The sequence below is a fragment of the Flagellimonas lutimaris genome (assembly GCF_051494225.1).
Taxonomy (GTDB): Bacteria; Bacteroidota; Bacteroidia; order Flavobacteriales; family Flavobacteriaceae; genus Flagellimonas; species Flagellimonas lutimaris_A.
The window spans coordinates 221,851-234,787 of the sequence record NZ_JBNPYE010000007.1 but is presented as its reverse complement, the minus strand read 5'-3'; the positions used below and the strand labels follow the sequence as shown (position 1 = coordinate 234,787).

Genomic DNA, 12,937 nt, shown 5'->3' with positions numbered 1-12,937 from the left:
TCCGACACCCGGAAAACCGAGTCCCTGCATCAAAATGGTTCTTAATAATTCTCTTTACGCTGTCGTTACAATATGTATATGAACTTCTTTATTTCTTTAAACTCAAAAGGACACTATTCTCAGTAATTCCCCCCTCGTTAACGCCCTGCCTTATCAGCTAAGCGGGTGCAAATATACGCACGTTATTTTGTCTCCACAAAATGTTTTTGAATATTTTTTTCGAAAAAAAATCAATTAATTTATAAGTACCTGTTTTTCAGTATTTCCTTTTTTTCTCCTTAACATATTTTATGAAAAGAAATTCCAAACCAACCCAAATCTGATTACAAAATCGCGATATGGGTAATTTGGTGCAGAGTAATAATTAGGTTCGGAAAATATGGAATTCAAGTGCTCCGCTTTTAAATAAATTCTGGTTTGCCTCACTTTAGCGTTTATAAAAAAGTCCAATAAAGGGTACCCACCCAACTCCTCATTGTTTTGAATATAGAATTCACCCAACAAAGGATTATACGCATTCATATTATAAGAAGTAAAGTATTTAAAAGTAACTCCTGTTTGTATGAACATAGCCTTTTTAAAAACATCACTCGAAAAATACAGGGTATTCCTGGTTACCGCCTCGGGAAGATTGAGCACTTGATTATCTTGGGTGACGTCTTGATACATTATAGTATTCATCAATGCCCACTTCCGATATTTAAATTCTTTTCTATATTTCACCTTTAGGTGATTTATGGTTCCCGACTCTTGAAATGGTCGTACGAATGCAGTTTCCTGCCCTAAACCTATTTCTTCCTCCGTTGCGGTAGACGCGAAGTAACTATAGTTATCAACGGCACTATACTCTGCCTGTAACTGGCCAAAATTTTTCGAATCGAAACCAAACTTGATACTCTGCGTCTGTACTTTCTCAAAGGCATCATCGTTTTGCCAATTGAAATTGCGATAGTCACTTTGATATAGCAAATAATTGTAATCGGGCATTCTGGATGAAACATGTAGAGCTGCCGTAACTGCATTATTGTCATTTAACCTATATATGGCCATGGCATCAAAATTATTGCCTGTAAGCTCTCCCGATATAGTATAGTTGATATTCCCTTCAAGATGCAATGGCCCTATTGTATTTGCATAGGCTCCCCCAACAGAAATCTCTTCACCCTTCAATTTATTTTGGATGGTCTCATCGTCCGTAACTAAAAGGCTATTGAAAAAGTAATTGTAGTTATACAAACTTATATTCCCTGATAGTCTACCAATGGTTCGATTGGAAAATTCCAGACTACCTTTATTGAACATGGTCTTGAGTCTGGCTCGATCTTCAATTGGCGCTAAAAATGGATCTTGGCCGAAAGCATCATTCTGGGAAGTTTGTTCAAAATCATAAATTTTGGATTCGTAGCTAAATTCATGTCCAATGGTCAAGGTAGTTGGTTCTTTATCCAGCGAATCCTTTTTATGGTTGACCAATTTAAATTGTTGATCTAGGAAATAGCGCTTGCCCAAAATTCGGTTATTTGCATTGGTGTACAATAAATCAATTTTCGCCCTATCCTGAAAATCCGGCAAATCATCCTCAAATTGATTTTTATCCAATAAGCCCCCACTTTCATCACTTTCCATTTCTTGAGCCGCTATATGACCTCTAAGGCCATACCTGCCATTTTGAGTGATATAATTGAAGGTTACCCTGAATTTACCATCTTGTGCTTCTTCATATCTGTATTTCCCTAAGGACCTAAAGCCATTATAGGCTATGGATGCATTAAAACGTTTGGACATATTAAACGTAAGCAAAGCATCCAAATACTGCCCTTGTTCCATGGTGGTCTTGAACATGAGCTCCGTCATTGGGGTTGGTACATTATAATATTTAATATCCTCCTTTTCAAAATAACCAGGATGCTTTGCAGTTGCACCTATTCTCGGATAATAGGGTGTACTTGAAAAGCTTTTGCCAAGCTCATTATAAGGTTGCCCCATATTGGCAAACGGCATTAATTCAAAGTCATCCTCTCGAATATAGTTGTATTTATATTCCTTTTTTATCGTAAGTGCAGTATCTAGATGAGTAGTATCTCTCTGATAAGAGATTATTTTGTAATCCCTAATACTTATTGAATCCTTATTTTTAGGTTCCAAACTTCCACCTTGTCGGCTCCCTTTCTTAGCACCTCCATCCTGTCTAGAATCCTTTGACTTAATCAACTCATTCTTACCCTTTCCGAGACTCAAAGAATCCATCTTCTTTGTCGGAGGAACTGAATCTTTCTGCGCAATAGCAGCTTGGACAAAGAACAAAAGCAAGGTCAACAATATAAATCTCATCCTGTAATATTGGTTGGGCAAAGGTAAAAGTTTTGTTACTAAAGAAATGTGAAAAGTTTGGACATAAAAAAAGCCCCGCAAATTGCGGGGCTTCAATATCCTTAAAAAAAATGTTAGTAACCCGGATTTTGGTCTTCAGTACCAATTTCTGAATTACGTTCTATTTCTTGTTGAGGAATTGGCCACAAATTATTTCTTTCAGCAATAAATACGTTATTTGCCTTGTTGGAAATAACATCATCGGCGATTCCAAGCCTAGTTATGGTAAACAATCTATCCTGACCTTCACCAAAAAATTCAACAAATCTTTCTTGTGCTATCAATTCAACAACATTCGAAGAATTTAAAACTACATCACCAAGCCCAGCTCTTGTTCTAACCATATTGATAAAATCAGAAGCTGAAGGATCATCTCTGCGAGCCAATAATTCAGCTTGCATTAATAACACATCTGCATATCTAAAGACATAAACGTCATCATTACCTGCACCGGCATCCGTATATTTAGCTATGTCGTTATCCTGGTTAATTAAACTAACCCTAACATCTCCAGCTTCGAATGCAGCACTCAACTCAGCACTGGGTCCAACTTCGCCTCGTCCAGCATCTAAAAAGAAGAATGCATGGTTACTACCATCTGTTTCATTAAAATCGATAGAAAATATAGTTTCAGAAGAGCTCGCAACCAAACCTCCTGAAGGGAACAGTGACGCATAATTTGATTCTAAACTATAAGCACCGATAACAGGTGCCAATGTAGCCTCCGCAGTGGTGTAATCACCAAACTCCATTTCAATTTTTGCCTTTAACACTCTTGCCGCATCTTTATTGAAAAAATAAAGCCCCAAACCTTCTGGCAGTATATTAACCGCAGTTGAAATATCGGAATAAATCAAATCATATACCGCATCTACGCTAGATCTTGGGGTTGGGTTTGTATCAATATCGGTCGAAGATGTAAATGCATCAAGAATAATAGGTACTCCGCCAAACACCTTTGCCAATTTATAATACAAAATTGCTCTGGCCGCACGAGCTTGACCACCAATCCTATTTTGTGCATCTTGAGTAATTCCATAATCTGGATTATCAATCGCATTTATAATAAAATTAGCTCTATATATTGCCGCATAGTGATCATTCCAATATCCCGTAACATCAACATTATTCAAAGTCGGATCATTAGCCCCCATTTCTGCATAACTTGGAAAAGAACCTGTATGAGATAATTCATCTGCATATAATCCCGAGAGAAACACATCCTCTCCACCAAAATTTCCAATAAACTGCATTGCACTATACATTCCAACCAAAGCACTCTCCGCAGAGGTAACGTCGGTAATCGCAGTCTCCCCAGGCAATTCAAGCGTAGGAGTCGTATCCACAAAATCATCAGCACAACCGTAAGAGATTACAGCCAATGAAATCATTAAATATTTTAGAATTTTCATATTACTTTCTTTAAAATTTAAAGTTAACCCCGAATTTGTATGTTCTATTCAAACCTTGCGTAAAGAAGTCGGTACCTCTTGAAGCATTCGTATTACCAAAAGTATTAACCTCAGGATCAAGACCAGAATAATCGGTCCATGTAACTAAATTATCCCCACCAACATATACTCTAAGTGACATTCCATTTCCTAACACTTCTGGAGAAAAAGTATAACCCAATACAATTTCTTTCAACCTTACATATGACGCATCCTCGATTAATCTAGAAGAATCTTGGTTGTTATAGGATTGTATACCTCCATATCTTGGTCTAGGAATATCCGTGTCTGTATTCTCCGGTGTCCAGTAATTTATTTGATTTGAAAATTTATTAAACAAAAATGAACCAGAAGCTCCGCCAAAGGCCAAAGAGTTATTAAAGATATCCTTGTCTTCTTCAAACTGGAAGTTTGCAGAAAGGTCAAAACCTTTGAACCTGAAAGTATTTCTAAAGTTACCTGTCCATTTTGGCAAAGGATTACCTATGAACACTCTGTCATTTGCATCAATATTCCCATTTCCATCTTGATCAACATATTTAACATCTCCAGCTTCAACCCCCCTAGCAACCAATGCTTCTGGAATTGTCTCGCCTTCTTGCCAAAGTCCATCCGCTTGTAAACCAAAGAATGCACCAAGTTGTTGACCAACAGCAATCCTGTTTGCGAAACCTTGATCAATCGGAATAAACTCACCAGCTGCATCCGTTTGCAAAGATGTTACTTCATTCTTAAGATAAGCCACTTGGAATTGTGAAGTCCATGAAAAATCTCCTTCAAATATTCTAGCATTAATGGCAATTTCATGACCCTTGTTTGAAATATCTCCAACGTTGGCATTAACGGTAGTGAAACCAGATGAATTTCTCAATGGTCTTTCCAATAGGACATCTGATGTTTCTTTACTATAATAATCGTAAGCTATATCTACTTTACCAAATAAGGTCAAATCTGCACCAAAATCGTATTGAGTAGTAGTTTCCCATGATAATTCAGGGGCTCCTAACTGGGTAATCGCTGTACCAGGTCTTGGACCATAGTTAGTTACCCCGGCCAAAAATCTTGAGCCAAAATTACCAATACCGGATTGGTTACCTGTTTTACCCCATGATGCCCTTAATTTAAAGGATGTCAATACATTATTTCTGAACCAATCTTCTTCAGAAATCAAATATCCGGCAGACGCCGCTGGAAAATAACCTATAGCATTACCTTGACCAAAAACGGACGATGCATCCGCTCTCATTGTACCTTCTAGAAATATCTTTTCCTTATAAGACAATCCCAATCTACTAAAATATGAAAAAAGCTTATTTTCTCTAATTTCATTGGTTGCTGTAATAGGTACCGCTCCAGCACCAGGCAATTCAAAACCTGCAGGAATATTTTGCGTTTGAGCTACAATATCATCTGTGTTGGTACCTTCAAAAGAGAAGCCCAACAATCCAGTTAAATCCCAATCACCAAATGTATCACTATAGTTTAGAGTGTTGGTAACATTCCATCGACTGATAAGGTTGATTTCCTTTCTAGAATCACCTCCAGACGCCACTCCTCTTCTAGTAGTTGCCGGGGTAAAAACCAACTCTTTATAATCCAATCTTTCCAGGGAAGCTTTAGAATAAACATTTAATTTTGGAGTAACCTTATATCTCAAACCAAGATTTGAAATCATTCTAAAGATTCTTGTATCCGACTTATCCACAACTGCATTTTGCAAAGGATTAGAAAAGTTAAAAGGACCTATGTTATAAGTACCGTCTTCATTAAACAAACTATTTCCAGGAAGTTCAAGAACAGATGTAGTCAAAGCTCCATAAATGTTGTTATCACCGTTAATCCTTGAATTATCCGATTGAGAAACAGTTACGGCTGCATCCAAGTCCAATTTATCGGTTGCCTTGAAATTAGCATTGAAAGTCAAAGACCTACGATCGAATCCTTGGTTTTTAATCACACCTTCCTGATTAAAGTCTGAAAAATTCGCATAAAAGCGAGCCTTTTCAGATCCACCTGACACAGTCACATCCGTACTCTTAACAACTGCAGGGCTACCTCTATAAATGGCATCAACATAATTATCCCCCCAATCAGAAGCATATAATTCTTCAAGAGTATCAAAACCCTGCTGCTCTAATATATTGGTACCCAGAATTTGTCCTGTAGACATTAATCCTGGTGCCCCAAATGCATCTTCAAAAGCGATATCGCCAAATTGATAAAATTGACCCGCAGTAAAGACCTCATATCTATTGATTTCTTTTTGAAAACCAATCTGAGAGTTGACTTCGACAGTTACTTTACCAGCTTTTCCTCGTTTCGTAGTTATCAACACAACTCCGTTAGCCCCCCTTGCTCCATAAATTGCAGATGAAGAGGCATCTTTTAAAACCTGTATCGATTCAATGTCGTTAAAATTTAAATTTGCCAGTACGTCATTATCCTGACCACCAAAAGCATTGGCTCCAACAGAACCAGATAAAATTGGCACACCATCAACAACATACAAAGGCTCATTGGACCCGTTAATCGAACTCGCACCACGAACCCTAACTGAGAATGCAGTACCAGGTGCTCCAGAGTTTTGGTTAACCTGCAATCCATTAGCCGCACCTTGTAGCGCACCAGAAATTGTAGGTGTAACAATGTTCTTAACGGTTTCAGCATCAACCTTAGCCACTGAAGTTGTTAATGACTTTTTGGTTTGTTCTCCAAAACCTACCACTACAACTTCTTCCAAAGCCTGTGTATCCTGTTCCATTTGAACATTTATACTTGAAGAAGCGCCGACTGTAATGTCAGCTGTTTTTTGACCGATATAGCTAAAACGCAATACCTGACCAGTACTAACGGTAATTGTATAATTACCATCAAAATCTGTTTGTGTACCATTGGCCGTTCCTACAACGACTACGGCTACACCAGGTAGAGGCAAACCATCTTGGTCCGTCACATTACCTGAAACTGTTTTCTCTTGTCCAAAAGAGAAAGACATGCATAACACCAAAAAAGGCGTCAGCATCCATGCTAACTTAGCTCTCATTTATTTCATTTTTTGAATTAGTCCGGCCCAAAAATCAGTATAAAAAGTTAATATGCAAAAAAATTAACAACCCCAAACATCCGCTTCAACAACTATGCAAATCATACTTTTTCATAATTTTAACATGACATTTTTATGTAAACAAGCGATTATCTTACATGTAGGAAAATTTTTAACTATTTTATTGACAATTTCATTTTTTGTATGGTCAATCTGCTAAAACTTCAGTAACTATGTTAAACTTATGTTATCGTTCATTCTCCGAGGCCGGAACCGATGAAGCAGGTAGAGGCTGCCTCGCAGGGCCAGTGACTGCAGCTGCTATAATTCTTCCTCAGAATTTCCGTAATTCTGTATTAAACGACTCTAAACAGCTTTCTGAAATAAAACGGACATTATTGAAACCAATTTTGGAAAAAGAGGCGATTTCCTTTTCCGTTTGTCATGTATTCGAAGATGAAATCGACGAAATCAACATATTAAATGCCTCTTTCTTGGCCATGCACCGGGCCATAGACAAATTAGAACCTTTGCCTTCATTCATCATAGTGGACGGCAACCGTTTTAAGCCCTACCCCAATATTGAACACGAATGCATTATAAAAGGAGACGGAAAATATATGAGCATAGCGGCCGCCTCTGTTTTGGCTAAAACGTATCGTGATGAGTATATGGCCAAAATCCATGAAGAATTCCCTATGTACAACTGGAAAAAGAACAAAGGATATCCTACCAAGGAGCATAGAGAGGCTATAAAACAATATGGACTCACCAAATATCATAGAAAAAGCTTTAGGCAACTCCCCGAACAGCTGACACTGGATATTTAAAAACCCTAACTTTGTGTCAAACTTCAAGAATGAGATTAAAGGCACTTTTTTGTTTACTCCCTATTTTTATAGCATCCTGCACAAAAGAGGTTAAAACCAAAAATTCCCTATTAGAACATTTACCGCCCAACCCTTCGCTAGTTTTGAAAATTACCAACCTCACTAATTTTAAAAGTGAGCTCAAAAACAACGCCCTCCTTAAAAACGTGGAGGACTTTTCGAACATCAAGGGAATTTCGGAGAAAATTCAGGGATTGGACTATTTATCCACGGACAAAACCGCTCTGCTTGCACTTTACGAAGTTGGCAAGGACAACTACGATTATGTTTTAGTGGCCAAAAATGATGCTGATCTATTCAATGTGGATAGTGTAGCCAACAAGACTGTGGAAACTTTGACCTACGAGGGAACCAACATCACCAAATATAATCTTGATGGCCTAGAAGTGTATAGCGTGAAAAAAAATAAGGATGTATTGATGAGTTCTTCTATGATGTTGATGGAAAACATCATTAGGGTTAACGACAATAGCCCAACGGATCCCACTTTGGAAAAACTTTACCAAGCAAGCTCCCCTGATAAATCCGCCACACTGTTCATCAACCCAAGTGGCAATGCATCGCTATTATCACTCAAAGAACAAAACGAGAACAATAATCCGCCGTTCTCTTCATGGGTTTCCTTGGATTTTACGGCGAACTCGGACGAAGTCAACCTTGGAGGAGTGGCAATGGCCCCCGATTCTACGAAAAATTTCATCAATTTATTTAAAGGAACTTCTCCCCTAGCCAACAAAACAGCATCATACGCCCCGATGAATGCTCAAGCCATACTATCCTATACTTTTGATGATTATCAGGTATTTGCAAAAAACCAAAACACCTACTTGGACCGGGTAAAGAAACTAGATTCGCTTTTTAATACCGTTGAAGAGGTCGGGGTAATTTATTTGAACAACGAAAAAGTGGTGTTGCTAAAATCTTTTGGGACGGAAAGCCTGTATGATTATTTGGACAGTCACAAAAAAGCTTCACAAAACTATCAAGGCAGCGAAATTTTGGAACTCCAAGACCCAAAATTAGTAGAAGCGGGTTTTACTCCGTTGGTTAAAAATTTTAAATCCAACTTTTGCACGATTATAGAGAACAGTTTTATTTTTTCCGAAGAAAAGGAAGCGCTGCACACCGTCATAAGTAGTCACAAAAGCTCGTCTTCCTTTGATAATAACCAAGGATTCAAAACTGCAAAAGCATCCTTGGCCAACGAATCCAGTATGTTATTTGTTTCCAACACATCGGGTATTGACTTTTTTGCAGAACAAGAACTTTCGTCCGATATAGTTGATGACATCAAAAACAATGATTTCAAGGAACAAGTTTTTGCATCGCAAATGGTAATCGACCATGGTTTCGGTCATTTTAACATTCTGGTTTCCAAAATTGGTAAAAAACAAGAAAAAAATACGGTATCGCCGCTTTTCACTTTGGAACTTAACACGGATTTGGCAACAGACCCCCAGTTTGTCAAAAACCACAGGACCAAACAACAGGAGATTGTGGTGCAAGACCAGAACAATGTGCTTTACCTGATCTCCTCCGACGGAAAAGTGCTTTGGACCAAACAATTGGATGGTCGAATCCAAGGAGAAATTCAGCAAGTGGACATTTATAAGAACGGGAAACTACAGCTCGCTTTTTGTACCAACGACCAATTTTTGATTTTGGACCGCAATGGGGATGTAGTATCTCCATTTAAAATAGATTTTGAGGGTGGCAACCTTAACCCACTGGCTGTTTTTGATTATGATGGAAGTAGGAACTACCGCTTTGTAATTACCCAAGGCCGAAAAGTTTATATGTACAATAACCAAGCTAAAATTGTTAACGGATTTACTTTTAAAGAAGCTCCAAGCAATATTTTGGGAGCACCGAAACACTTTAGAGTGGGCAATAAAGATTATTTGGTGTTTAAACAGGATAACGGAACCATTAGGATCTTACATCGTGTAGGGAGCGACAGAATTAAAGTGTCCGAAAAGATAGATTTCTCCAACAACGAAGTGTTCCTGTACAAAAACAAGTTATCGGTCACCAATAAAAAAGGGGTGCTCCACCAAATTGACACCAAAGGTAAGTTGACCGCTACCAATTTCAATCTAAATCCAGACCATGGTTTTTATGCCACTAGCAATACCTTGGTTTTTATGGACGACAATATCCTCAGCAATAAAGGTAAAAAGGTTGAACTGGAACTCGGAGTTTACTCAAAGCCCAAAATATTTTACATCTACGATAAAATTTATGTAGGCGTAACGGATATTCAGAACCATCAAGTTTATTTGTTCGACAGCCAAGCGGAACCTATTCCCAATTTCCCTGTATTCGGTAGTTCTTTGATAGACCTTACCGATATGGACAATGATAGAAAATTGGAACTGGTTGCCAAAGACCAGGACAACTCCTTGATCGTTTACAAAATGAATTAATCTGAAATCAGATTTTAAAAAACCGAGGCTTTCACCTCGGTTTTTTTATTCCTATTCTTTCTCGTCGTTATACAAAGGTGAAATCATAATATGGGCCCTATGCGTGCCCGGGTTCATGATCCAAGGATGGTTTGCTCCTACAGGTTGTTCAGGAAGCCCTGTGGATTCTGCCGTAGCAAATGGTAAATAGACTACATAGCGGTAATGTGCTCCTTCTACCTTATTTGTTTCTGGGTCGTACATATCGCTCTCCCCATAATAAATATGGAGGGTAGCTCCTGGTTTCCCCATATCCAATTTGCCCGATTTTGCTTCTTCTTCGCGAATATCAAAAATTTCAGGTCCTGTTTTACCTTCCGCCCTCAATTCACGACCTCTTGCCATAAAAGGTTCTAGGCTTTTGTGATAGCAAGCCGCATTAAACCCTGATTTTTTAGGGTCGTCGGTGAGCACTATAAATTCGTTATCCCCTTCTCTGAACGTTACAAATTCACCCACCATATTATAACCTATGACCTTGCATCCATCTCGGCTTTCCGCTGGAGCGGCCATTAATGATGCTGCGACCAAGGCCTCATCGGAATCGATGGGAACATAGTTGGTTTTAACCTCACTATCATCAACTGTTTCAGCAACAACCGAATCGTTCGCATCGTTTTTGTTTTCACTGGTATTCTTACAGGAAATCAAAACTCCTGCTAGGGCAATTACTACGAGAAATCTTTTCATGGTATGTTGAATTTAGTTTTTGGAATATGAAGACCAAACAGCAGAACTTACTTCATACTCCGATTTGCACCCCACATGTACCTTTTTAGTGCAAGTAGTAAGGTATAAAATATTTGGCAAAGATATAAATAGGAAGCATAAGCACTGAAATAGGCACTTACGCATCCGTATTTCTGTTAATAGTTAGGGATATTGCACTTATCGGTTTGGCTATGGCAAGTAGGGCAGGCAAGGAAACTTTTTGTTTCCGTCTGGTCTGCGAGCCAGAGCTTTTTGTTTTGTAATTATTTTTCTTTTTTAATTGCCAAATCCAAAAGATTTGGCGGACTACGCAAACAAACCCAAGCCATTAAATTTAGCACTTTTCGCCCTATTTGCTATAGGTGTTGTTATGCGCTTTATTCTATTCCCTTGATTAGTTCTACTATCTTCTCCGGCCTTAGAATGGTTGCTATTTTAGTCAATTCATTTCTAGTATGTATTAGTCCTGCAAAATGGTAGGTGATAAATCCATTCTTTTTATTAATCGAAAAAACTGGCGCACCGGAAGTCCCGCGTCCTAAACTATCCACTTCATACTTAACCACATAATTATGATAGTCCTTTTCTTGAGTCTCAAAATATTTAATAGGTTTCTGATATTCAAATTTCACTTTACCCTTAAATTCAGTAGGCTTCAAATTTTCCACATACAACTGCGGATTGTCTTCATTTCCATCAACTACTGCATATCCATAACAGATAATATTTTCTGGAGTCACTATTTTGTCAGGCACTAAGTCGATTATGTTTATTTCATAATCTGAAGGAATATTAATTTCGTAGAAATTTATGTCTAGATTTTTTGTTACCTCTGTTTTTGGTAATGGATTGTTATTAATTAAAAGAAGTGCGGTTTTACCTTTCTTTTTTAGTCTTAGATAAAACTCGTTTGTAGTTTTATTGGTAGCGGTTTTGTCAACATGAAAATTGTGAGCTGCAGTAACGAGGTAAGTTTTATTATCTTTTTTAATAAAAAATCCTGTCCCTTGCTTCATGTCATTATTTCTCATTTCAAAAAGGAAATAGCTGTAATCAGGAATATCCATCATTGAATCGGACTGGGAATATGCGCTTATTGAATACAGAATGGTTAGTGTAGCTATAAGGTATTTCATATTGCGCATAACGTTTAAAGATATGATTCGTTTTTATATGAATTATATCGACCGATAAGTGAAGTTAGTTTTTTTCTGGTTAAAATTCCACCAGTAATTGATGTGTCGTGGTTTTGAATTGACAGATAAAAGATAAGTTATGCATCAGCCTTTTCCCTCACCAATTCCGCTTCAAAAAGGGTGGTAAAATGCTTTAGCAATTTTTCTTTTACTTCTTCCATATCCACCTCCTTTTGGCCTAGTTCCACATTGAGGGAGGTAACTGCCTTATCCTTGATGCCACAGGGAATCATCATATCAAAATAACCAAGGTCAGTGTTTACATTAAGGGCAAAACCATGCATGGTCACCCAACGGCTGGCTCGTACGCCCATGGCACAAATCTTACGGGCAAAGGGAGTACCCACATCCAACCACACCCCTGTTTCTCCTTCGGAACGTTGCCCCTTAAGTCCATAATCGGCCAAAGTGAGAATCACCATTTCTTCCAAAAAACGAAGGTATTTGTGGATATCGGTAAAAAAATTATCAAGGTCCAAAATGGGATAACCCACTACTTGTCCGGGGCCATGGTAGGTAATATCGCCTCCACGGTTTATCTTATAAAAAGTGGCGCCTTTTTCGGCCAGTTTTTTTTCATCCACCAACAAGTTGTTGATGTCGCCGCTCTTGCCCAAAGTATACACGTGTGGGTGCTCCACAAACAAAAAATGGTTGGGAGTTTCAAGGCATGCATCTTCACGTCGGTTGCGGATTTTGGTATCCACAATATTCTTAAAAAGAACCTCTTGGTAATCCCAGGTTTCTTTATAATCCTTAAATCCTAAATCCTGTAGGGCAACTTTCTTGTTCATGCCACAAAGATACGAAG

The 12,937-nt window shown here is 38.2% G+C and carries 8 protein-coding genes; 2 read left to right on the top strand and 6 right to left on the bottom strand.

Annotated elements, in window-relative coordinates; genetic code table 11:
* Nucleotides 1-288: 288 nt before the first annotated feature.
* The 3 genes from ACQQ5U_RS14300 to ACQQ5U_RS14290 form a co-directional block, all read right to left on the bottom strand.
* Nucleotides 289-2,331 carry a putative porin gene (locus ACQQ5U_RS14300; RefSeq protein ID WP_437398508.1) on the bottom strand — a complete coding sequence of 681 codons (2,043 nt, stop codon included), beginning with the start codon at nt 2,329-2,331 and terminating at the stop codon, nt 289-291.
* 113 nt (nt 2,332-2,444) lie between these two features.
* Entirely contained in the window at nt 2,445-3,782 is a 1,338-nt protein-coding gene (locus ACQQ5U_RS14295) for a RagB/SusD family nutrient uptake outer membrane protein (protein ID WP_437398507.1), read from the bottom strand.
* 10 nt (nt 3,783-3,792) lie between these two features.
* A complete protein-coding gene (locus ACQQ5U_RS14290; protein ID WP_437398505.1) occupies nt 3,793-6,816 on the bottom strand; it encodes a SusC/RagA family TonB-linked outer membrane protein in 3,024 nt (1,007 codons plus the stop codon).
* A gap of 281 nt (nt 6,817-7,097) precedes the next feature.
* Here ACQQ5U_RS14290 and ACQQ5U_RS14285 point away from each other — a divergent pair, with 281 nt between their 5' ends.
* Nucleotides 7,098-7,694 (top strand): ribonuclease HII, encoded by a 597-nt coding sequence (locus ACQQ5U_RS14285; RefSeq protein WP_437398503.1) that lies wholly within the window; start codon nt 7,098-7,100, stop codon nt 7,692-7,694.
* 143 nt (nt 7,695-7,837) lie between these two features.
* Entirely contained in the window at nt 7,838-10,180 is a 2,343-nt protein-coding gene (locus tag ACQQ5U_RS14280; RefSeq protein ID WP_437398501.1) for a ribonuclease HII, read from the top strand.
* A gap of 51 nt (nt 10,181-10,231) precedes the next feature.
* Here the strand turns inward: ACQQ5U_RS14280 and ACQQ5U_RS14275 are convergent, their stop codons facing one another.
* The 3 genes from ACQQ5U_RS14275 to lipB all read right to left on the bottom strand — a co-directional run bounded on the left by ACQQ5U_RS14275 (nt 10,232) and on the right by lipB (nt 12,920).
* Nucleotides 10,232-10,909, bottom strand: a complete 678-nt coding sequence (locus ACQQ5U_RS14275; RefSeq protein WP_437398500.1) for a hypothetical protein — start codon at nt 10,907-10,909, stop codon at nt 10,232-10,234.
* 398 nt (nt 10,910-11,307) lie between these two features.
* Nucleotides 11,308-12,066, bottom strand: coding sequence for a trypsin-like peptidase domain-containing protein (locus tag ACQQ5U_RS14270; RefSeq protein ID WP_437398499.1), 759 nt, complete (start codon nt 12,064-12,066; stop codon nt 11,308-11,310).
* A 137-nt stretch (nt 12,067-12,203) separates the two neighbouring features.
* Nucleotides 12,204-12,920, bottom strand: coding sequence for a lipoyl(octanoyl) transferase LipB (lipB, locus tag ACQQ5U_RS14265; RefSeq protein ID WP_437398498.1), 717 nt, complete (start codon nt 12,918-12,920; stop codon nt 12,204-12,206).
* Nucleotides 12,921-12,937: the final 17 nt, after the last annotated feature.